Genomic DNA, 21287 nt, shown 5'->3' on the forward strand with positions numbered 1-21287 from the left:
CGTCAGCCCTTGTCCAGATACTGCTCCCGTTCGTCGTCCAGCAGCGCCGACAGCGCGGTGCGCAGCTCCGGATAGCCGGTCAGCTCGGGGTCGGCGGCGACCACCGCGGTGGCCTCCTCGCGGGCCTCCGCGATCACCTCCTCGTCCTCGATGACGGCGAGCATCCGCAGCGAGGAGCGGACGCCGGACTGGGCCTGGCCGAGGACATCGCCCTCGCGCCGCTGTTCGAGGTCGATACGGGAGAGCTCGAAGCCGTCGAGGGTGGCGGCGACCGCGGCGAGCCGGGCGCGCGCCGGGCTGGCCTCGGGCATCTCGCTGACCAGCAGGCACAGGCCGGGCGCGGAGCCGCGGCCCACCCGGCCGCGCAGCTGGTGCAGCTGGGAGACGCCGAAGCGGTCCGCGTCCATGATCACCATGGCGGTGGCGTTCGGGACGTTCACGCCGACCTCGATGACGGTCGTGGCGACCAGCACGTCCAGCTCGCCGGCGGCGAACCGGCGCATCACGGCGTCCTTGTCGTCCGGGGCCATCCGGCCGTGCAGCGCCGCCACCCGCAGCCCTTCGAGCGGGCCCTTGGCCAGCTGGTCGGCGATGTCGAGGACGGCGAGCGGCGGTCGCTTCTCCGCGATGTCCTCCGGTGAACTCGCCGTGGCCGCCGTGCCCTTGGCGCCCGCCGCGCCCTTCTTCCCGCCCTTGGCGGCGACTTCGTCCTCGTCGTCGCCGATCCGCGGGCACACCACATACGCCTGGTGCCCGGCGGCCACCTCTTCGCGGACCCGTTCCCAGGCGCGGGCGAGGAAGTGCGGCTTGTCCTTGGCGGGCACCACATGGCTGGCGATCGGCGAGCGCCCGGCGGGGAGTTGGTCCAGGACCGAGGTCTCCAGATCGCCGAAGACGGTCATGGCGACCGTGCGCGGAATCGGGGTCGCGGTCATCACCAGGAGATGCGGCGTGCGCTTCTCCCCCTGGGAGTTGTTCCCCTTGCCGCGCAGCGCGTCGCGCTGCTCGACGCCGAAGCGGTGCTGCTCGTCGACGACGACCAGGCCCAGGTCGTGGAACTGCACCTTGTCCTCGATCAGCGCATGCGTGCCGATGACGATGCCGGCCTCGCCGGTGACCAGGTCGAGCAGCGCCTGGCGCCGGGCCGCGACGCCCATCGAGCCGGTCAGCAGCACCACTTTGGTGCCCTGGTCGGAGCCGCCCAGCATCCCGCCCTCGGCCAACTCCCCCATCATCTCCGAGACGGAGCGGTGGTGCTGCTGGGCCAGCACCTCGGTCGGTGCGAGCATCGCGGCCTGGCCGCCGCTGTCCACCACGCCGAGCATGGCGCGCAGCGCGACCATGGTGTTGTGCGTGACGGTGAAGTGGTCGGTCACGTAGGCGCGGCTCGGGTGGGCGACGCTGATGCACTGGACGGGCTTGCGGCCCACGTACTCGACGGCCTCGACGGTGCGCCGGAAGGCGTCGTCGCCCTCGGGCGGCGCCCACCCGCCGCCGGCCTCACGGAACGGCGGATACGCGGCCGGCAGCGCCAGGTGCACCCTGCACGCACCGTCCCGCACGGGCGTGATCCGGGCGCAGCCGCCCAGGGAGCGCACCAGCCACGCGAGGTCACCGGCCAGCGGGGCGGGCGCCCCGCGGAACACCGCGGTGGCCTCCGCGGGCTCGCCTCCGGCGTCCATCAGGCCCTGCACCAGCGCCAGCCGGTCCTTGAGCGGTGCGTTGCGGCAGGCGTCCGGGACCCGGCGTCCGTGCGCGCCCCCACCACCCAGGTCCAGCCCCAGGAGGTACGGATCGCGCGGGCGGTCCCCGCCGCCTTCGAGGTCCACCGGCGTGGCCGGCGCGATGGACCACTGGGGCCGGCCGTCGGGGCCCAGCAGATCGGCCCGCAGCTCGCGGGTGGTCAGCACCCGCTCCCCCGTGCTGCGGGAGCCGACGATCCACAGGTGCTCGTCGTCCGCCTCGACGCGGCTGCCGTCGGACAGCACCAGCCGCCAGACCTCCCGCTCGCCCTGCGGGAAGACGCCGTCCACCAGGGCGATCCCGCCGTCTGGCACCACCACTTCGGTGCCGGGGGCCATCTCCCCCATGGGGCGGAAACCGCGCGGGGTCAGCACCAGGGCGTCCAGCGGCTGCGCCTTGCCGGAGCCGACCTCGCCCTGGAGGAGGCGGTGCATGGGGTGTTCCGTCGCCAGGTCGTCGAAGATCTCCCGGCTGACCTTCTGCTGGCCGTCGGTGAGCGTGAACGGCAGCCGGGCGTCGAACGCGTCGAGGATGCCGCCCTCGGTCACCGCCCGTGCCACGGCGGGGAGTTGGGTCTCGGCGAAGCGGCGCCGGGCCAGCGCGACCTGGAGGACGAACGCCTCGTCCCACTTCAGCCGGGCGCGCGCGCCCGCGATGTCCGCCTTGCTGGCCGGCCGGTGGATCTTCAGCAGCGCCTCGGGGAGCGGGATCAGGGCCCGGCCCTCGCGCAGCGCCGCGGGCAGCGGGTCGACCGCGTCCTGGGCGCTGGGCAGCACCGCGTCGACCGCCTTGGCGAGCTTCCAGGACGCCATTTGTTGGCAGGCCGGGTAGATCGGCATCAGCTGATTGGCGAATGCGTCGACCGCTCCCGCCTCGCTGTCGGCGTCGCGGTCGAGGAGTTGGTATTCGGGGTGGGCGAGCTGGAGTTTGCGGTTGAAGACGGACACCTTGCCCGCGAACATCGCGCGCTTTCCCGGCAGCAGCTCTTTGTGCGGTTTGTGGATGCCCTTGCCGAAGAAGACCAGCTGGAGACGGCCGCTGCCGTCGGTGAGGGTCACTTCCAACCGCTGGCCGCGGCCGTGGTTGAACGTGAGGACGCGGGCGTCGGCGACCTGGGCGACGACGGTGACGTGCTCGTCCAGCGGGAGATCGGCCAGCCGGGTCAGCTCGCCGCGCTCGGCATAGCGCCGGGGATAGTGGTGCAACAGATCGCCGACCGTATGCAGGTCGAGATGCTCGGCCAGCACCTTCGCGGTGGTGCCGCCGAGGATTTTCTTCAGGGGTTCGTCGAGCGCTGCCACGCAACCTATTGCACACCACGCCACTGACAGCGGGCCACAATCACCGCATTCCCCGGCCCGCCGTTCACCGGTGTTCCCCGGAGGCAGTGAGGGACGGTGAGGGATGGTGAGGGGCAGCTATTTCGACTATTCGACGCCGATCAGCAGCGGCGCCGCATACTCGCCGCCTTCGTAGACGACGGTGTCCACCGCGAGATGGTGCTCCCGTACATGCCGCTCCAGCCGCTCGGCGAGGGAATCGGGAACGTCCGCGCCGAGGACCAGGGTGACCATTTCGCCGCCCGCGGAGAGCATCCGGTCGAGCACCGTCATCGCGGTCCGGGCGAGGTCGGGGCCGATCACCGCGACATCGCCGTCGATCAGGCCGAGGACGTCCCCGGCCTGGCAGACCCCGGCCATCGTCCAGGACTGCCGCTCGGCGACCGCCAGCTCGGCGTAGCGGGTGGCGCCGGCCGCCGCGGTCATCGCCACCATGTCCTCGTCGAAGCTGCGGCCGGGCTCGTGCACGGCCAGCGCCGCCAGGCCCTGCACGGCGGAGCGGGTGGGGATCAGGGCGACCCGTACGCCCTCGGTGCGGGCCTGCTCGGCGGCGGCTGCCGCAGTGTGCCGCAGCTCGGGGTCGTTGGGCAGCAGCATCACCTCGCGGGCGCGGGCCTGCCGGATCGCCTGCACCAGCTCTCCGCTGGCGGGCGGCTCCCCGGGGCGTACCGGGACCGGGGTGGCGCCGGCCTGCGCGCAGAGCCCGGCGAGCCCGGTGCCCGGGACCACGGTGACCACGGCGCGGGCCGCCAGGGCGGGCTCCTCGGCGCGGGTGGTGCCGCCGAAGTGGGTGATCCGGATCCGGTACGGGCGGCCCGCCTCGATACCGGCCTCCACCGCCGCCCCGGCGTCGTCGACGTGCACGTGGACGTGCCACAGGCCGTCCCCGCCGACCACCACGAGCGAGTCGCCGAGCCGGTCGAGCCGGGCCCGCAGGCGGGCCACCGGGGCGTCGCCGGCCTCCAGGAGGTAGATCACCTCGAAGGCGGGACCGCCGGCGTGCGGGTCGGCGCAGCCGTCGGCTCCCGGGCCTTCCCGGCCCGGTACCCCGCAGCCGGCCGCCTCGGGGAGCGGGGCATCGGCCCGTATGGCGACGGGGGCCGCGGAGACCTCCCCGGACAGCGCGGCGGCGAGCGCGCCCAGCAGGGCGACGAGTCCGCAGCCGCCCGCGTCCACGACGCCGGCCCGCCCCAGGACCGCGAGCTGCCCCGGGGTGGCCTGCAGCGCGTCGTTCGCGCCCCGGTGGGCGGCCCGGGCGACCTCGGCCGGCTCGGCGGTCTCGGCAGTCTCGGCCACGGCCCGCTCCGCGGCGTCGGCCGCGGCGGTCGCCACCGACAGCACGGTGCCCTCCACGGGGTGCGCGACCGCCTCGTACGCCGCGGCGGCGGCGCAGCGCAGGGCCCGCCGCAGGGCGTCGGCGGAGCCCGGCCCGGCGTCCGGGGCGACCGCCAGCACCTGGGTCATGCCGCGCAGCAGCTGGGCGAGGATGGTTCCGGAGTTGCCCCGCGCCCCTATGAGGGCGCCGTGTGCCATGGCGCCGATGGCGTCGGCGAGGGCGGGGGCGGTGCCGGCGGAGGCGTGGCCGTCGAAGGCGGCCTCGACGGCGCGGGCGGCCGATTCGAGGGTCAGGTAGAGGTTGGTGCCGGTGTCGCCGTCGGCCACCGGGTAGACGTTGATCGCGTCGATCCGCTCCCGTTCCCGGCCGAGCGCCTCCAGGGCCAGTCCGCACCAGGTGCGGACGGCGGCGGCGTCGAGCGGGTACGGCACGTCGTCCTCCTGGATCGCGGGATGCACCGCACAGTAGCCGCGCTCCGGTGGGGAGGCCGGGGCGGGGGCCGGGAGGTGCGTGATAGTTTCGTTCTGCAGGAGCAGCCGTTGTATGCTGCTCCGGTTGCCCGATGAAAATCGGGCCATTCCTCTCCTGTCGGCGCCGGCACGGCTATGCACTCGGCCCGGTGGGATTTCACCGTAAGTGCATCTGAAGTCTTTGGAGTGACCCGTGGCTGCCAACTGCGACGTCTGCGGCAAGGGGCCGGGCTTCGGCAAGAGTGTCTCGCACTCGCACCGCCGCACCAACCGTCGTTGGAACCCCAACATCCAGACGGTTCGTGCAGTGGTCGGGCGCACGCCGAAGAAGCTGAACGCCTGCACCTCGTGCATCAAGGCCGGCAAGGTCTCGCGCTGACGACTTAGCCGTAGCGCAGCCCAGCCGGTTGCTTGTGAAGCCGGTCCACCTCCGAGGTGGGCCGGCTTTCGCCTTTCCCGGTGGCGGGCCGGACCGGGCCGGCCGTGCGGGCGGCCGGGTCAGCCGCGCAGCCGCCAGCCGTGGTCGACCGGCCCGATGCCGGCGCCCAGCCGGAAGCCGGCCGCGATAGCGCCGGTGACGTACTCCTTCGCCGCCGCGGCGGCCTGCGGGACGGTGTCCCCCGCGGCGAGCCGGGCGGCGAGCGCGCTGGCGAGCGTGCAGCCGGTGCCGTGGGTGTGCCGGTTGTCGTGGCGGGGGGCGCGCAGCCAGTGCTCCTCACTGCCGTCGGTGAGCAGATCGACGGCGTCGACCACCGCGGCCGGGCCGCCGTCCGCGTCCGCCGTACCGCCCGGCAGATGGCCGCCCTTGATGAGCGCCCAGCGCGGCCCGAACGACAGGATCGCGTCGGCCGCGCGCCGCATGTCGGCCGGTGTGCGGACCTGTACGCCGGTCAGCTGGGCCACCTCGTCCAGGTTGGGCGTGGCCACCGTCGCCGCCGGCAGGAGCGTGCCGCGGACCGCGTCCAGGGCGGAGGCGGCGAGCAGCGCGTCGCCGTGCTTGGAGATGCCCACGGGGTCGACGACGACCGGCACGGAGAGGCCGGCGAGGAGTTCCGCGACGGTGGTGACCAGTTCGGCCGAGGACAGCATCCCGGTCTTCACGGCCTGGACGCCGATGTCGTCGACAACGCTGCGGAACTGGGCGCGCACGGCGTCCGCGGGCAGTTCCCACGCGCCCTGCACGCCCAGCGAGTTCTGTGCAGTGACCGCGGTGAGCACGCTCATGCCGTGGGTGCCCAGGGCCAGCATCGTCTTCAGGTCGGCCTGGATGCCCGCGCCGCCGCCGGAGTCGGAGCCGGCGACGGTCAGCACGCGGGGAGGTGTGCGCATGCGGCGAATCTACTCCGCGTCCGCGGTGTCCCCGAAGTGGTCCCAGCCGGCGCTCGCCCAGGGTGCGCCGTCGACGGTCACCTGGGGCAGCGCGGAGGGGTTGAGGACCTCGCCGATGACCTTCCAGCGGGCGGGCAGCTTCACGTCGGGCGGGAAGGTGGCCACGATGGCGTGGTCCTCGCCGCCGTTCAGCACCCACTGCATCGGATCCACGCCGACCGCCGTACCGATATCGGACATCTGCGAGGGGATGTCGATGCTGGCGGACCGCAGGTCGATACGGACCTTGCTGGCCTCCGCGATGTGCCCGAGGTCGGCGACCAGCCCGTCGCTGACGTCGGTCATGGCGGTGGCGCCGAGCCCCGCCGCGGCCGGGCCCGCGTGGTACGGCGGCTCGGGGCGGCGGTGCGCCTCCACGAAGGCGCGCGGGGAGCGGAACCCGCGCGAGAGCACCGCGTGGCCGGCGGCGGACCAGCCGAGCCAGCCGGTCACCGCGACGACGTCGCCGGGCTGCGCGCCGGCCCGGGTGACCGGCTCCTGGTTGCGCAGGTCGCCGAGGGCGGTGATGGCGACGGTGATGGTGTCGCCGCGGACCACGTCCCCGCCGACCACCGCGGCGCCGGCCACCTGGCACTCGTCGCGCAGCCCGTCCATCAGCTCGGTGGCCCAGGTCGCGGGCAGCTCCGCGGGGACGACCAGGCCGAGCAGGATGGCGGTGGGCACCGCGCCCATCGCCGCGATATCGGCCAGGTTCTGCGCGGCGGCCTTGCGGCCCACGTCGTAGGCGGTGGACCAGTCGCGGCGGAAGTGCCGTCCTTCGAGGAGAACGTCGGTGCTGGCGACGACCCTGCGGTCCGGCGCGGTGACCACCGCGGCGTCGTCCCCCGGCCCGATCCGTACGGCGGGGGTGGAGGTGAGCCGGGAGGTGAGCTCCCTGATCAGCCCGAATTCCCCCAGCTCGCCCACGGTGCCCTTCATGCTGTTGCCCTTCCCATGTGTACGGACGGTCCGTACGTGGCTGACGACTGCGCCGCACTTGCCGTGTTCACCGCGCGGGTCTCCCCGCTCCGCTCGGTGACGCGGTACCGTGGCGTCCCTTCTTCCCACATGATCCTCGTAGCCGCCCTGGAGGTTCCGTGGTACAGGCTTACATCCTGATCCAGACCGAGGTCGGCAGAGCCTCGGCGGTGGCCGAAGTGATTGCGAAGATCCCCGGCGTCCTGCAGGCCGAGGACGTCACCGGTCCCTACGACGTCATCGTGCGCGCGCAGGCCGACACGGTCGACGAACTGGGGCGCATGGTGGTCGCGAAGGTCCAGCAAGTGGAGGGCATCACGCGCACGCTCACCTGCCCGGTCGTCCATCTCTAGCTCCCCCGTATGCTCGGCCGGGTGATACGTGCACGACGCCGGTACCTGGCCCTGCTCCTGCTCACCGTGCTGTTCGGGGCGGTGGCCTGCTCGTCCGCGACGCAGGTGGCGGCGCCGTCCCCCGAGGGCGACGCCGCGCAGCACTGCCGGGCGCTCCACAAGTCGCTGCCGCAGACCGTGAACGGGCTGAAGCGGGGTATCACCGAGCCGGTCTCGGACTTCACTGCCATATGGGGCGATCCTGCCGTGGAGCTGCGCTGCGGAGTGCCGAAGCCGGACGTGCTGAGGTACGGGAGTGAACATTACAACGCGAACCCCGACGCGGCGGAAGTCAACGGCGTCCAGTGGCTCTTCGAGAAGCAGGACGACGGCTACCGCTTCACGACGGTGCTGCGGAAGGTCTACGTCGAGGTGACGGTGCCGGGGAAGTACGCCCCCGAGGTCGATGTGCTCCCCGACCTCGCGAACGCCGTGAAGAAGGCCATTCCGGCCGGGGTCTAGGGGCAGTACAGCAAGACATCGAGGGCCTTCCGGCCCTGACCGATCGCACAGGCCCTGGGGCTCCGGCCGGGGTCCGGGGTCTGTCCGCCCCGGCCCCGTTCCGCCCCTCGCCCATCGGACCGGCTCCGGGGCGGCGGTCCCGGGCAGCAGTCCTGTGCGGTGCGCAGCACACCGGATCGGGTCGGTGCGTACCGGATCAAGGCGGTGCGTACGGAATACGGCCCGGCCGGGCCGCGTTGGGCCCCGCAGGGGGCGCGCGCATCCCCTAGGGGATGCGTTCGCCCGCCCCCGAGGGGCCCGCGCTCAGCGCAGGCCGGTGGACCGGCGCAGCGCCGCCTGGAGGAGCCGGTCGATGAGCTCCGGGTAGCTGACGCCGCTCTCCTGCCACATCCGCGGGTACATCGAGATGGGCGTGAAGCCGGGCAGCGTGTTGATCTCGTTGATCACGAACTCGCCGTTGTCCTGGAGGAAGAAGTCCGCGCGGACCAGGCCCTCGCAGGACGCCGCCTCGAAGGCCGCGACGGCCAGTTCCTGCACCTCGGCGGTCTGCTCCGGCGTCAGCGGCGCGGGCACGATCCCGTCGGCCGAGTCGATGTACTTGGCCTCGAAGTCGTAGAAGTCGTGCGCGGTGACCGGCGGGATCTCGGCCGGCACGCTGGCCCGCGGGCCGTCCTCGAATTCCAGCACCCCGCACTCGATCTCGCGTCCGCGCAGCAGCGCCTCCACGATGATCTTCGGGTCGTGACTGCGGGCCTCCTCGACGGCCTCGTCGAGCCCGGCGAGGCCGTCGACCTTGCTGATGCCCATGGACGACCCGGCCCGGGCGGGCTTCACGAACAGCGGCCAGCCGTGCTCCCCGGCGAAGTCCACGATCTTCTTGCGGGCGGCGGCGGGGGCGTTCTCCCACTCGCGGGGGCGGATGACCTCGTACGGGCCGACCGGCAGCCCGAAGGAGGCGAACACCCGCTTCATGTAGTCCTTGTCCTGGCCGACGGCCGAGGCGAGCACACCGGAGCCCACGTAGGGCACGCCGGACAGCTCCAGGAGGCCCTGGAGGGTGCCGTCCTCGCCGTAGGGGCCGTGGAGGACGGGGAAGACGACGTCGACCTCGCCGAGCGCCTTGGGGACCGATCCCGGCTCGCTGTAGACGACCTCGCGGTTGGTGGGGTCCACGGGGAGCACGACAGCGCCGTCGGTGGACTCGGCGAGCTGCGCCACGCTGGGCAGCCGCCGGTCCGTGATGGCCATCCGCGCGGGGTCGTCGGCGGTGAGCGCCCAGCGCCCGTCGGTCGTGATGCCGATCGGCAGCACGTCGTACTTGTCGCGGTCGATGGCGGCCAGCACGGCTCCGGCGGTGACCACGGAGATGGCGTGCTCGGAGCTGCGCCCGCCGAACACGACGGCGACGCGGGGCTTCTGGGAGGAGGTCTCGCTGCTCATATCGCGTCGAGGGTACCTGCTGACCGGCGCGGCGTCAGTGCCGCGGCGGCCGTTGGTGGCGTGGCGTACGCGCCGGTCAGGCAGGCGGTGCGCTCAGTGCCGCTCGGACTTGGCGGTCCGCGACATCAGCTCCTTGAGGGCGACGAGGGGCGGCTTGCCCTCGTGGACGATGTCCACGACCGTCTCGGTGAGCGGCATGTCGACTCCGTGCCGGCGGGCCAGATCCAGCACGGACTCACAGGACTTGACGCCCTCGGCGGTCTGCTTGGTGACCGCGATGGTCTCCTGGAGCGTCATCCCGCGGCCGAGGTTGGTGCCGAAGGTGTTGTTGCGGGAGAGCGGCGAGGAGCAGGTGGCGACGAGGTCGCCCATGCCGGCCAGGCCCGCGAAGGTGTGCGCGTCGGCGCCCATGGCGAGGCCGAGCCGGGTGGTCTCGGCGAGACCGCGGGTGATCAGGGACGCCTTGGCGTTGTCGCCCAGGCCCATGCCGGTGGCGATGCCGACCGCGAGCGCGATGACGTTCTTGACCGCGCCACCCAGTTCGCAGCCCACCACGTCGGTGTTGGTGTACGGCCGGAAGTACGAGGTGTGGCAGGCGGTCTGGAGCCGGCGGGCGACCGCCTCGTCGGCGCAGGCCACGACGGCGGCGGCGGGCTGCCTCGCTGCGACCTCCTTGGCGAGGTTGGGTCCGGTCAGCACCGCGACGCGTTCCGCGGGGACCTTGGCGACCTCTTCGATGACCTCGCTCATGCGCTTCGCGGTGCCCAGTTCCACGCCCTTCATCAGGGAGACCAGGACCGTGTCGGAGGGCAGCAGGGGCGCCCACTCGGCGAGGTTGGCACGCAACGTCTGCGAGGGCACGGCGAGGACCGTGAAGTCCGCGCCGCGGGCCGCTTCCGCCGGGTCGGTGGTGGCGCGTACCCCCGCGGGCAGCTCCACCCCCGGCAGGTAGTCGGGGTTGGTACGGCCGTTGTTGATGGCGTCGACGAGGGCCGCTCTGCGCCCCCACAGGGTCACCTCGCATCCCGCGTCGGCGAGCACCATCGCGAATGCGGTGCCCCAGGACCCCGTGCCGAAGACGGCGCAGCGCGTCACTTGCCTTCATCCTCCTGTGCCTGCCGGTTGCTGAGGGACTGCGGCGCGGGGGCGGCCGGTGCGGTGGACTCGGCCGGTTCCAGGGCGGCGTCGGCGGCGGCCCGGGCCCTGGCGGCCTCTCGGGCGGCGCGCCGCTCCCGGGCGATCTCCTTGCGGTAGTCGAACGGTTCGGCCGGCGCGGGCTCGCCGCGGACCTCGGCCAGCTGCGCGGTGATCGCGGCCATGATCGTCTCGGTGACGGCCCGCAACACCTCGGCGGTGGGCTCCTTGCCGTAGAACTCGCCGAGGTCGACCGGCGGTCCCGCCTTGACCCGCAGCGTCTTGCGCGGGAAGAGCCGGAGCTTCTTCTCCCTGGCGTACGGCGGCATCGCGTCGTTCGCGCCCCACTGGGCGACCGGAATGACGGGGGCCCTGGTGAGGAGCGCGACCCGGGCGGCGCCGGTCTTGCCCTGCATGGGCCACATCTCGGGGTCGCGGGTCAGGGTGCCCTCGGGGTAGAAGGCGACGCATTCGCCCTTCTCGATCGCGTTCACGGCGGCCCGGAACGCGGTGGCGGCGTCGGTGGTTTCCCGGTAGACGGGGATCTGTCCGGTTCCGCGCATCATCAGGCCCACAAAGCCGCTCTTGAAGAGTCCGGCCTTGGCGAGGAATCGGGGGACCCGCCCGGTGTTGTACTGATAGTGCGCATAGGAGAGCGGATCAAGATACGAGTTGTGGTTGACCGCGGTGATAAAACCGCCGTCGGCCGGAATGTGCTCCATTCCTTGCCAGTCCCGCTTGAACAGAACCAAGAGCGGCGGTTTGCAGATGACCGCGGCCAAGCGGTACCAGAAGCCGATTCTGCGGCGGGACACTGGGACACCCTCCTTGTGGGACCTGCGAAGCTGCTGCGAGCCGGCAGCCGCACAAGTGTCGCCCCAGGTACCCGCTATGTCGAGAACACCGTAACCCCGCCGCTCCGGAAAGGCGGTGGCAACAGGTGAGAATGATCCCGATGCGAAGAGACGGAGCGGATGTGGGCTGGAGCCTTGTGGTGCCGCTGAAACCGCTGGTGCGGGCCAAGAGCAGGCTCTCCCGCGCGGCCGGTGAGGAGTTCCGGCCGCGGTTGGCGCTGGCATTCGCCCTGGATACCGTCGCGGGCGCGCTGGCCTGCGCGGACGTGCGGGATGTGGCGGTTGTCACGGACGACCCGCTGGCCGGGGAGCGCTTGGCGGCTCTGGGGGCGCGCATAGTGCCGGACGCTCCGGCCAACGGACTGAATGCCGCACTGGCCCATGGCGCGGCCGTGGTACGGGCGCGTCGCCCCGGTGCGCCGGTCGCCGCGCTGAACGCCGACCTTCCCGCGCTGCGCCCGGCCGAGCTGGCACAGGTGCTCCATTCCGCATCGCTATTTCCGCGCGCATTTCTCGCGGATGCGGCAGATATCGGGACAACACTTCTGACCGCGACTTCCGGTGTGGAATTGGACCCGGCATTCGGCGGCGCCTCGCGGGTCCGCCACCGGGCCTCCGGGGCGTACGAGATCACCTCACCGGACGTGCCGTCGGTACGCCGGGACGTGGACACCGGGGAGGACCTGCGGGCCGCGCTGGTGCTGGGCGTGGGCCCGCACACCGCGCACCAGACGCGCCGGCTGCCGGCCGCCGCGGGCGGCCGGCGCGACCAGGGCGATCAGGCGCCGCCGCAGGTCACAGCGTCTGGAGTGTGACGAGCACGATCCGCCGCGCGTCCCCTTCGCCGGAGACGTCGATCCGGACCCGCTGGCCGGGCCGGAGCAGGAGCAGGCCGCCGGCGTCGAAGGCCGCCGCGTCGAAGGGCAGCGGGGTCCCGTCGTCCAGCAGCACGCTGCCGGAGCGGGTCTCGTCGTCGTAGGTGTACGCGGTGGCCTGCATGGGGGAAGCCTAGACGGCTGCCCGGCGGCCGGCGCACCGCGGGCCGGGCTCCCCGAAGGGAGACCGGCCCGGCGCATGGCGTTCCGCTGCGGAATTCCCGCTTGCGGGCGGTGGTCTTCTTGGCGGTCGTCTTGCGCGCCGTGGCCTTCTTGGCGGGGGCCTTCTTCGCCGTCGCCTTCTTGGCGGGCGCGGTCTTCTTCGCCGTGGCCTTCTTCGCGGCGGCCTTCTTCGCCGGCGTGGCCTTCTTCGCCGCGGCCTTCGTGGCGGTCTTCTTCGCCGTGACCTTCTTGGCGGTGACCTTCTTCGCGGTGACCTTCTTCGCCGTGACCTTCTTGGCGGTGACCTTCTTCGCGGCGGCCTTCTTGGCGGCGGCCTTCTTCGCCGCGGCCTTCTTGATGGCCACGCCGCCGGTCAGGCTGCCCTTGGGGGCCTTCTTGACGGAGACCTCGCCGCCCTTGGGGAGCTTCTTCGAACCGCTCACCAGGTCCTTGAAGCCCTGGCCCGCGCGGAAACGCGGCACCGAGGTCTTCTTGACCCGCACGCGCTCACCCGTCTGCGGGTTGCGGGCGTATCGGGCCGGACGGTCGACCTTCTCGAACGAGCCGAATCCGGTAACCGAAACCCGGTCGCCGGCGACAACTGCACGGACGACTGCGTCCAGTACGGCGTCCACGGCTTCCGCGGCGTTCTGACGGCCGCCGAGCTTGTCGGCAATGGCTTCTACGAGCTGCGCCTTGTTCACGTCTTCCCCTTCGGAGACATTGCTGGAACGAAAGTTTCCAAGCTTTTTCGCACGTTAGGCAGATATATACCGCAAATCAAACACGAAACGGGCTAATCACCCTTGTGCCGCAACGGACTCGACCTTCACGGACTTCCGTCGGCATGCACATCTTCGGGATAACGACCTTCGTCGAGGTCATGCATGAACCACTCCAGACGCCTTGCCGCGTCCGCAAGATCGTGTTTAGCCGCGGCCGTGATGACGAGCAGCTTCCGGGTCAGCGCCATCCGTACGCCCTCCGGGACTTGCAGTGTCCGCACCCTTGCGTGTGCGTCCTTGAGTCGGTCGGCGACGAAACCATAGAGCTTGAGTTGGTCGTCGCGTTCCATGCGCTAATTGTGCCATCTGCGGCGAGTTGTCGCTTCACGGGGCCTCAACAGCTGCCTCGACAAGCCGATGCGCCCCCTGCCAACTGCACAGGGGGCGCATCGTACGCAATAAGGCTTTGAGCCATAAAACCCGAGGTCAGACCTCGATCGTACGCGGTTTGAATCCGGGCCTGTTCGCCTCGTACTCCGTGATGGCGGACTCCTCCCGAAGGGTGAGGCTGATGTCGTCCAGACCCTCCAGCAGACGCCAACGGGCGTTCTCGTCCAGCTCGAAGTCCGCGGTGACGCCCTCCGCACGGACCTGCCGTCCGACCAGGTCCACGGTCACCTCGGCGGTGGGGTCGGCCTCCACCAGCTTCTGCAGGCGGTCCACGGTCTCCTGCGGCAGGACCACCGTCAGCAGGCCGTTCTTGAGGGAGTTGCCGCGGAAGATGTCCGCGAACCGCGAGGAGATGACGGCCTTGAAGCCGTAGTTCTGCAGCGCCCAGACGGCGTGCTCGCGCGACGAGCCGGTACCGAAGTCGGGGCCCGCCACCAGCACGGTGGCGCCCTTGTACGCAGCCTGGTTGAGGACGAACTCGGGGTCCTTGCGCCACGCCTCGAACAGCCCGTCCTCGAAGCCGTCGCGGGTGACCTTCTTCAGCCAGTGGGCCGGGATGATCTGGTCGGTGTCGACGTTGCTGCGGCGCAGCGGAACGGCCCGGCCGGTGTGGGTGGTGAAAGCTTCCATGGTTCTCAGACTCCCGCGGGCTCGGCGACGGCGTCGGACAGGTCGGCGGGTGAGGCCAGATGGCCGAGAACCGCCGTTGCGGCGGCCACCTGGGGCGACACCAGGTGCGTGCGGCCCCCCTTGCCCTGCCGGCCCTCGAAGTTGCGGTTGGACGTGGACGCGGAGCGCTCACCGGGCGCCAGCTGGTCGGGGTTCATGCCCAGGCACATCGAGCAGCCCGCGTGCCGCCATTCGGCGCCGGCCGCGGTGAAGACCTTGTCCAGGCCCTCCGCAACGGCCTGGAGGGCGACCCGCACCGAGCCGGGAACGACCAGCATGCGTACGCCCTCGGCGACCGAACGGCCTTCCAGGACCGCCGCCGCGGAGCGCAGGTCCTCGATCCGGCCGTTGGTGCACGAACCTACGAAGACGGTGTCCACGGTGATCTCGCGCAGCGGTTGACCGGCTGTCAACCCCATGTATTCCAGGGCCTTTTCGGCGGCGTGCCGCTCCGAGGCGTCCTCGTACGAAGCCGGGTCGGGGACGCGGGCCGAAAGCGGCGCACCCTGGCCGGGGTTGGTGCCCCAGGTGACGAAGGGCGACAGCGAGGCGGCGTCGATGACGACCTCGGCGTCGAAGACCGCGTCGTCGTCGGTGCGCAGCGTCTTCCAGTACGCGACCGCGGCGTCCCAGTCCTCGCCCTCGGGGGCGTGGTCGCGGCCCTGGAGGTAGTCGAAGGTGGTCCGGTCGGGGGCGATCATGCCGGCCCGGGCGCCCGCCTCGATCGACATGTTGCAGATGGTCATCCGGGCTTCCATCGAAAGCTTCTCGATGGCCTGGCCGCGGTACTCGATGACGTAGCCCTGGCCGCCGCCGGTGCCGATCTTCGCGATGATCGCCAGGATGAGGTCCTTGGCGGTGACGCCCTCGGGCAGCTCGCCCTCCACCGTGATCGCCATGGTCTTGAACGGCGCCAGCGGCAGCGTCTGGGTGGCCAGGACGTGCTCGACCTGGCTGGTGCCGATGCCGAAGGCCAGCGCGCCGAACGCGCCGTGGGTGGAGGTGTGGCTGTCACCGCAGACCACGGTGGTGCCGGGCTGGGTCAGTCCCAACTGCGGTCCCACGACGTGGACAACGCCCTGCTCGACGTCGCCCAGCGGGTGCAGGCGGACGCCGAACTCCGCGCAGTTCTTGCGCAGCGTCTCCAGCTGGGTGCGCGAGACCGGGTCGGCGATCGGCTTGTCGATGTCGAGGGTCGGGGTGTTGTGATCCTCGGTGGCGATGGTCAGATCCGTCCGGCGCACCTGTCGGCCGGCCTTGCGCAGGCCGTCGAACGCCTGCGGGCTGGTGACCTCGTGCAGCAGGTGCAGATCGATGAAGAGGAGGTCGGGCTCGCCTTCCGCGCGCCGGACGACGTGGTCGTCCCAGACCTTCTCCGCAAGTGTCCGTCCCATCGCTTTCCCTCCGGCCGGCCGCTGTGCCGGCCTTGCTCGTCTGTGCGCGATGCCCGCGAATGTCCCCTGACGGGCCTGACGCCGGGCCCTGGTCGAGGGCCGCACCTACAGATTGACGACTTCCCTGGAAAATTGAACTTGCGTTTCACACTGTGAGACGCGAGTATCGTTGCATGGACAACTCTAGCGGCGTCGGCGTTCTCGACAAGGCAGCTCTGGTTTTGAGCGCTCTGGAGTCCGGTCCGGCCACCCTCGCCGGGCTGGTCGCGGCGACCGGGCTCGCGCGACCCACGGCCCACCGGCTGGCCGTGGCACTGGAACACCACCGGATGGTGGCGAGGGACATGCAGGGCCGGTTCATCCTCGGCCCCCGGCTCTCCGAGCTGGCCGCGGCGGCCGGCGAGGACCGCCTGCTGGCCACGGCCGGGCCGGTGCTCACGCATCTGCGCGATGTGACGGGCGAGAGCGCCCAGCTCTACCGCCGGCAGGGCGACATGCGGATCTGCGTGGCGGCGGCGGAGCGGCTGTCCGGACTGCGGGACACCGTCCCGGTCGGCTCCACGCTGCCCATGAAGGCCGGATCGGCCGCCCAGATCCTGATGGCCTGGGAAGAGCCGGAGCGGCTGCACCGCGGCCTCCAGGGCGCCCGTTTCACGGCCACCGCGCTGTCCGGCGTACGGCGCCGCGGCTGGGCCCAGTCGATCGGCGAGCGGGAGCCCGGCGTGGCGTCCGTCTCCGCGCCCGTACGCGGCCCCTCCAACCGCGTGGTGGCCGCCGTCTCGGTGTCCGGCCCGATCGAGCGGCTGACCCGCCACCCGGGCCGTATGCACGCCCAGGCGGTCATCGACGCCGCCGCCCGCCTCTCCGACGGCCTGCGCCGCAACGGCACCTGAGCGCCCCGCCGGCCGGTCGGCCCGCCCCCGCGACGACCGGCTGGCCGCCCCTCGGCGCACACCGGCTCCCGCCGGCGCCAACTGCCCACCGCCCGCGGGCAGCCGCCGCCCCGGCGGCCCAACTCGCCGCGTACGGCGCGGAGCCGGCCCGGCCGAGCCGCGGGGGAATCCCGATCCGGGCCCCGCACACGGCGGTTGGGACAGCGAAAAGGCCCCCCGCATACACGGGGGGCCTCCTTCTTGTACCCCCGACCGGATTCGAACCGGCGCTACCGCCTTGAGAGGGCGGCGTGCTAGGCCGCTACACAACGGGGGCAAGTTTTGCTGCAGTTGAGCGATGTCATCGAGACACGTGCCGGAGCGACACACTGCGCTGGGCTACCAGGACTCGAACCTAGACTAAATGAACCAGAATCACTCGTGCTGCCAATTACACCATAGCCCATGGTGGTTTAGACCAGTACCCCCGACCGGATTCGAACCGGCGCTACCGCCTTGAGAGGGCGGCGTGCTAGGCCGCTACACAACGGGGGCCCTAGCGATCCTGCGTGAGTGACAGTGGGTGCGACCCTGACTGTCTCCCCGGGAAGGATCTGTACCCCCGACCGGATTCGAACCGGCGCTACCGCCTTGAGAGGGCGGCGTGCTAGGCCGCTACACAACGGGGGCTTTGCAGATGAGCTCTGCGAGCTGGCCTACCAGGACTCGAACCTAGACTAACTGAACCAGAATCAGTCGTGCTGCCAATTACACCATAGGCCATCAAAGCGCAACCCCCGGCTGGGGGCTTGATTTGATCTGCGCTTCCCGGCCGGACCTTTCGGCCCTCTCGGGCGGCGCAGGAAGAACATTACCTGATCGCGGACGGGGCTCCAAAACCGATAACTCCGCGCAACAGCTCGGGTAGCTCGGCCAGGCCGCCGATCCGGCGCACCCCCGGAGGCGGCTGTGCCCCGCCGGCCGTGCGGTCCAGCCACACGGCCACCAGTCCGGCGTCCCGGGCACCCCGTCCGTCGACGTCGAGGTTGTCCCCCACGTAGAGCACCTCGGACGGCGGCAGGGCGAGTGCCGCGCAGGCACCCAGGAAGGCTTCGGGGGCGGGCTTGGCGTGTCCCAGCTCGTCGGCGCAGAGCACCGCCTCGAAGCGCTCCCGGATGCCCAGGGTGGTCAGTTTGCGCTCCTGGTTGGCCGTCGAGGAGTTGGAGAGCGCCGCCTGGCGGACCAACGGCGCCAGCTCCTCCAGGGCGGGGCCGGAGTCCGGGAAGAGCGTCCAGGCGGACTCGTAGTGGGCCACGTAGCGGCCGAACCAGGCGTCCGCCTCGTCGTCGGAGAGCTCGGTGCCCAGGAACGTCCGGGCGCGGGCCCTGCGGTGGTCGAGAAAGCCCACCTCACCTGCGAGGAAGCGGGCGAACTCGGTTTCCATGGCCGCGCGCCAGCGCGCCAGCGCCGGCTCCGTGCCTCCGTAGGCGTCCACCAGTCCCTCGGCCTCCAGGTGGCGCAGCGCGCCGGTGCGGTCGGAGCCCGTGTAGTCGAAGAGGGTGTCGTCGATGTCCCAGAGGACGGCGCGGACGGTCATGGGCGGCCTTTCCGTTGCCGGTGGGGCCCATTGTGCCCGGATACGCCTCGGGCCCGGGAGCCGTGCGGCTTCCGGGCCCGAGGGGGGTGCGTCGCGGGGTCAGCCGGCCAGCTTGGCCAGCGCCGCGTCGATGCGCTGGAGGGTGCGCTCCTTGCCGAGGATCTCCAGGGACTCGAAGAGCGGGAGGCCGACCGTGCGGCCGGTGACGGCCACCCGGACCGGGGCCTGGGCCTTGCCGAGCTTGAGGCCGTGCTGCTCGCCGGCGGTGAGGACGGCTTGCTTGAGGGACTCGGGGTCAGCCCAGTCGGCGGCTTCCAGGTTGGCGCGGGCCGTGGTGAGCAGGGCCGCCGGGTCGCCCTTCATCGCCTTCGTCCAGGACGCCTCGTCCTCGACGGGCTCCTTGCGGAAGAGGAAGTCGACGTTGGCGGTGATGTCGGAGAGGACGGTGAGGCGGGTCTGGGCGTGCGGGGCGACGGCCTCCCACGCGGCCCGGTCGAAGTCCTCGGGCTCCCAGTTGGCGTACGGGGCCGCGAGCCAGGGCTCGCAGGCCGCGGCGAAGTCCTTCGGGTCCAGCCGGCGGATGTGGTCGGCGTTGATCGCCTCGGCCTTCTTGAGGTCGAAGCGGGCCGGGTTGGCGTTGACGTCGGCGATGTCGAACTTCTCGATCAGCTCGCCGACGGTGAAGAGGTCCTGGTCCGCCGAGAAGGACCAGCCGAGGAGCGCCAGGTAGTTCAGCAGGCCCTCGGGGAGGAAGCCGCGCTCGCGGTAGAGGTTGAGGTTCGCCTGCGGGTCGCGCTTGGAGAGCTTCTTGTTGCCCTCGCCCATGACGTACGGGAGGTGGCCGAAGACGGGGATCGACGTGGCGGTGCCCAGCTCGATCAGGGCCCGGTACAGGGCGATCTGGCGGGGGGTGGAGGAGAGCAGGTCCTCGCCGCGCAGGACGTGGGTGATCCCCATCAGGGCGTCGTCGACGGGGTTGACGAGGGTGTAGAGGGGCGCTCCGTTGGCGCGGACGATGCCGTAGTCCGGGACGTTCTCCGGGGTGAAGGTCAGCTCGCCACGGACCAGGTCGGTGAAGGTGATCGGCTCGTCGGGCATCCGGAAGCGGACGATCGAGCTGCGGCCCTCGGCCTCGTGGGCGGCCTTCTGCTCGGCGGTCAGGTCGCGGCAGGTGCCGTCGTAGCCGGAGGGCCTGCCGGCCTTGCGGGCGGCGTCGCGGCGCTCGTCGAGCTCTTCGGTGGTGCAGTAGCAGTGGTAGGCGTGGCCGGCGGCGAGGAGCTTCTCGGCGACGTCCTTGTAGATGTCCATCCGCTGCGACTGGCGGTACGGCGCGTGCGGGCCGCCGACCTCGGGGCCCTCGTCCCAGTCGAAGCCGAGCCAGTGGAACGAGTCCAGCAGCTGGTTGTAGGACTCCTCGGAGTCGCGGGCCGCGTCGGTGTCCTCGATGCGGAAGACCAGGGAGCCCTTGTTGTGGCGCGCGTAGGCCCAGTTGAACAGGGCGGTACGGATCAGGCCGACGTGGGGGTTACCGGTCGGGGAGGGACAGAAACGTACGCGGACGGGGGTTCCGGGGGTCGCGTTAGCCACGCTTGATCACCTTGTTGGTGAGAGTGCCGATGCCTTCGATGGTGACGGCGACCTCGTCGCCGACGTTGAGCGGGCCGACCCCGGCCGGGGTGCCCGTGAGGATGACGTCGCCGGGGAGCAGCGTCATCGCCTCGGTGATGTGGACGATCAGGTCCTCGATCGGGCGGATCATCTCGCTGGTGCGGCCGAGCTGGCGCTGTTCGCCGTTGACGGTGCACTGGACGGCGAGGCCCGCGGCGACCGCCGCCGGGTCCAGGCCGGTCTCGACCCAGGGGCCCAGAGGGCAGGAGCCGTCGAAGCCCTTGGCCCTGGCCCACTGCTTCTCGCGCCGCTGGACGTCGCGCGCGGTGACGTCGTTGGCGCAGGTGTAGCCGAGGATGACGTCCTTCGCGCGTTCGCGGGGCACCTCGCGGCACATCCGGCCGATGACGACGGCGAGTTCCGCCTCGTGGTGCACCTCCTGGGAGAAGGAGGGGTACGGGATGGGGTCGCCGGGGCCGATCACCGAGGTGGACGGCTTGAAGAAGGTGACCGGCACCTCCGGGACCTCGTTGCCCAGCTCGGCGGCGTGCTCGGCGTAGTTGCGGCCGACGCCCACGACCTTGTTGGGGAGGACCGGCGGCAGCAGCCGGACCTTGTCGAGGGGGACCTTTTGGCCCGAGCGCTCGAATTCCGCGAAGGGATGCCCCTTGATGACGTCGAGTTCGTCGCCTTCGAGGACGCCGAAGCCGACGTTGCCGTCGATGGAGAATCTGGCGATGCGCACGGGTTGCCGCTGCCCCTCATTGATCACTGGCCGGAGTTGACACTCCAGGCTATCGCGGGGGCACCGCCGCTCCGCCGACCTTTCAGGCCGGGACGTCCTGCTTCGGGGCGTCCATCAGGATGGTGCGGCGCGGATTGGCGGTCTGGCCGGGCAGGTCGACGGGGTGTTCCGGGACCTCGATGGTGCCGAGCTCGTCGGCGTCCTTGAGGTGGGCCAGGGTGGTGCGCCGCGGGTTGGCTATGTTGCGGAACATCATCGTCGTCTTCACTGCTGTATGCCTCGCGTCGTGTCAGGGAAGAGTTGCGGAACGTCACGATCACCGCACCGTCAGGTGCTTGTCGTTTTACGCAACTGTGTAAAGCGTCAGGCTAAGCGCGCTATTCCCTGGGGAACGCCGGTGAAGTCGGCGATCTTCCTGTGAGTTTCCTCACGAGCGATGTGACATATGCCGCATTTCCCATGATCAACATCCGTGGGCGAAACGGACATTGATGGATTGAACCGCATGTTCCGCTCCTGATCACCGCACCTGGGACAGGGGTTGGGGGCGTACGACTCGCGGGCAAAAGTCCGAAATCTGGGGCAGCGTCTTCTACAAGTCGTGACACGTCCCGTACATTGCGTCACCCATGTCACAGCGACCGGCTCCGCTCTTGTTGGAGATCCGGCACTG

At 71.2% G+C, this 21287-nt stretch carries 20 protein-coding genes, 5 tRNA genes and 1 pseudogene; 5 read left to right on the forward strand and 21 right to left on the reverse strand.

Features of this window, described 5'->3' with window-relative positions:
- Positions 1 to 2: 2 nt before the first annotated feature.
- Positions 3 to 3053 carry a helicase-related protein gene (locus ACO1BR_RS17555; protein WP_426796024.1) on the reverse strand — a complete coding sequence of 1017 codons (3051 nt, stop codon included), beginning with the start codon at positions 3051 to 3053 and terminating at the stop codon, positions 3 to 5.
- Positions 3054 to 3170: 117 nt separating this feature from the next.
- Entirely contained in the window at positions 3171 to 4850 is a 1680-nt protein-coding gene (locus tag ACO1BR_RS17560) for a DAK2 domain-containing protein (RefSeq protein ID WP_426795998.1), read from the reverse strand.
- 232 nt (positions 4851 to 5082) lie between these two features.
- On the opposite strand from ACO1BR_RS17560, the gene rpmB reads away from it, so the two are divergent.
- Entirely contained in the window at positions 5083 to 5268 is a 186-nt protein-coding gene (gene rpmB, locus ACO1BR_RS17565) for a 50S ribosomal protein L28 (protein WP_043266286.1), read from the forward strand.
- Positions 5269 to 5387: 119 nt separating this feature from the next.
- Here the strand turns inward: rpmB and thiD are convergent, their stop codons facing one another.
- Entirely contained in the window at positions 5388 to 6218 is an 831-nt protein-coding gene (thiD, locus tag ACO1BR_RS17570) for a bifunctional hydroxymethylpyrimidine kinase/phosphomethylpyrimidine kinase (RefSeq protein WP_426795999.1), read from the reverse strand.
- A 9-nt stretch (positions 6219 to 6227) separates the two neighbouring features.
- Positions 6228 to 7196 (reverse strand): thiamine-phosphate kinase, encoded by a 969-nt coding sequence (locus ACO1BR_RS17575; RefSeq protein ID WP_159507892.1) that lies wholly within the window; start codon positions 7194 to 7196, stop codon positions 6228 to 6230.
- Between the two features lie 158 nt (positions 7197 to 7354).
- Here ACO1BR_RS17575 and ACO1BR_RS17580 point away from each other — a divergent pair, with 158 nt between their 5' ends.
- Positions 7355 to 7588, forward strand: a complete 234-nt coding sequence (locus tag ACO1BR_RS17580) for an Lrp/AsnC family transcriptional regulator (RefSeq protein ID WP_159507893.1) — start codon at positions 7355 to 7357, stop codon at positions 7586 to 7588.
- Positions 7589 to 7597: 9 nt separating this feature from the next.
- Positions 7598 to 8089 (forward strand): DUF3515 domain-containing protein, encoded by a 492-nt coding sequence (locus ACO1BR_RS17585; protein WP_426796000.1) that lies wholly within the window; start codon positions 7598 to 7600, stop codon positions 8087 to 8089.
- A 303-nt stretch (positions 8090 to 8392) separates the two neighbouring features.
- Here the strand turns inward: ACO1BR_RS17585 and ACO1BR_RS17590 are convergent, their stop codons facing one another.
- The 3 genes from ACO1BR_RS17590 to ACO1BR_RS17600 form a co-directional block, all read right to left on the reverse strand.
- Positions 8393 to 9529: a D-alanine--D-alanine ligase family protein gene (locus ACO1BR_RS17590; RefSeq protein WP_426796001.1), complete on the reverse strand. Its 1137-nt coding sequence runs from the start codon at positions 9527 to 9529 to the stop codon at positions 8393 to 8395.
- Positions 9530 to 9622: 93 nt separating this feature from the next.
- Positions 9623 to 10624, reverse strand: coding sequence for an NAD(P)H-dependent glycerol-3-phosphate dehydrogenase (locus ACO1BR_RS17595; protein WP_426796002.1), 1002 nt, complete (start codon positions 10622 to 10624; stop codon positions 9623 to 9625).
- A complete protein-coding gene (locus ACO1BR_RS17600) occupies positions 10621 to 11478 on the reverse strand; it encodes a lysophospholipid acyltransferase family protein (RefSeq protein ID WP_426796003.1) in 858 nt (285 codons plus the stop codon). Before ACO1BR_RS17600 ends, ACO1BR_RS17595 begins: the two co-directional genes overlap by 4 nt.
- Before the next feature lie 140 nt (positions 11479 to 11618).
- Between ACO1BR_RS17600 and cofC the strand changes: the two genes are divergently transcribed.
- A complete protein-coding gene (gene cofC, locus ACO1BR_RS17605; RefSeq protein WP_426796004.1) occupies positions 11619 to 12332 on the forward strand; it encodes a 2-phospho-L-lactate guanylyltransferase in 714 nt (237 codons plus the stop codon).
- Here cofC and ACO1BR_RS17610 read toward each other — a convergent pair.
- The 5 genes and pseudogenes from ACO1BR_RS17610 to leuC all read right to left on the reverse strand — a co-directional run bounded on the left by ACO1BR_RS17610 (position 12313) and on the right by leuC (position 15792).
- Positions 12313 to 12516: a hypothetical protein gene (locus tag ACO1BR_RS17610; RefSeq protein ID WP_426796005.1), complete on the reverse strand. Its 204-nt coding sequence runs from the start codon at positions 12514 to 12516 to the stop codon at positions 12313 to 12315. The two genes, cofC and ACO1BR_RS17610, sit on opposite strands and share 20 nt — an antisense overlap.
- Positions 12517 to 12613: 97 nt before the next feature.
- Positions 12614 to 13258: pseudogene (locus ACO1BR_RS17615) on the reverse strand (HU family DNA-binding protein); the annotation flags it as partial.
- Positions 13259 to 13383: 125 nt separating this feature from the next.
- Positions 13384 to 13629 (reverse strand): hypothetical protein, encoded by a 246-nt coding sequence (locus ACO1BR_RS17620; protein ID WP_100599609.1) that lies wholly within the window; start codon positions 13627 to 13629, stop codon positions 13384 to 13386.
- Between the two features lie 136 nt (positions 13630 to 13765).
- Positions 13766 to 14359 (reverse strand): 3-isopropylmalate dehydratase small subunit, encoded by a 594-nt coding sequence (leuD, locus tag ACO1BR_RS17625; protein WP_426796006.1) that lies wholly within the window; start codon positions 14357 to 14359, stop codon positions 13766 to 13768.
- 5 nt (positions 14360 to 14364) lie between these two features.
- Positions 14365 to 15792 (reverse strand): 3-isopropylmalate dehydratase large subunit, encoded by a 1428-nt coding sequence (leuC, locus tag ACO1BR_RS17630; protein WP_426796007.1) that lies wholly within the window; start codon positions 15790 to 15792, stop codon positions 14365 to 14367.
- A gap of 173 nt (positions 15793 to 15965) precedes the next feature.
- Between leuC and ndgR the strand changes: the two genes are divergently transcribed.
- Complete coding sequence (gene ndgR / locus ACO1BR_RS17635; protein ID WP_426796008.1) at positions 15966 to 16685, forward strand: IclR family transcriptional regulator NdgR; 720 nt, start codon at positions 15966 to 15968, stop codon at positions 16683 to 16685.
- A 243-nt stretch (positions 16686 to 16928) separates the two neighbouring features.
- Here the strand turns inward: ndgR and ACO1BR_RS17640 are convergent.
- The 9 genes from ACO1BR_RS17640 to ACO1BR_RS17680 all read right to left on the reverse strand — a co-directional run bounded on the left by ACO1BR_RS17640 (position 16929) and on the right by ACO1BR_RS17680 (position 20882).
- A tRNA-Glu gene (locus ACO1BR_RS17640) sits at positions 16929 to 17001 on the reverse strand.
- A 57-nt stretch (positions 17002 to 17058) separates the two neighbouring features.
- A tRNA-Gln gene (locus ACO1BR_RS17645) sits at positions 17059 to 17130 on the reverse strand.
- A gap of 16 nt (positions 17131 to 17146) precedes the next feature.
- A tRNA-Glu gene (locus tag ACO1BR_RS17650) sits at positions 17147 to 17219 on the reverse strand.
- Between the two features lie 62 nt (positions 17220 to 17281).
- Positions 17282 to 17354: transfer RNA gene (locus ACO1BR_RS17655), tRNA-Glu, on the reverse strand.
- Between the two features lie 21 nt (positions 17355 to 17375).
- Positions 17376 to 17447, reverse strand: a tRNA-Gln gene (locus tag ACO1BR_RS17660).
- Positions 17448 to 17535: 88 nt separating this feature from the next.
- Entirely contained in the window at positions 17536 to 18261 is a 726-nt protein-coding gene (locus ACO1BR_RS17665) for an HAD family hydrolase (protein ID WP_426796009.1), read from the reverse strand.
- Positions 18262 to 18360: 99 nt separating this feature from the next.
- Entirely contained in the window at positions 18361 to 19848 is a 1488-nt protein-coding gene (gene gltX / locus ACO1BR_RS17670) for a glutamate--tRNA ligase (RefSeq protein ID WP_426796010.1), read from the reverse strand.
- Positions 19841 to 20614 (reverse strand): fumarylacetoacetate hydrolase family protein, encoded by a 774-nt coding sequence (locus tag ACO1BR_RS17675; RefSeq protein ID WP_426796011.1) that lies wholly within the window; start codon positions 20612 to 20614, stop codon positions 19841 to 19843. The genes gltX and ACO1BR_RS17675 overlap by 8 nt, the downstream gene beginning before the upstream one ends.
- Before the next feature lie 82 nt (positions 20615 to 20696).
- Positions 20697 to 20882 carry a hypothetical protein gene (locus tag ACO1BR_RS17680; RefSeq protein ID WP_426796012.1) on the reverse strand — a complete coding sequence of 62 codons (186 nt, stop codon included), beginning with the start codon at positions 20880 to 20882 and terminating at the stop codon, positions 20697 to 20699.
- Positions 20883 to 21287 lie beyond the last annotated feature (405 nt).

The organism is Streptomyces sp. YGL11-2, from assembly GCF_050054615.1.
Classification (GTDB): Bacteria; Actinomycetota; Actinomycetes; order Streptomycetales; family Streptomycetaceae; genus Streptomyces.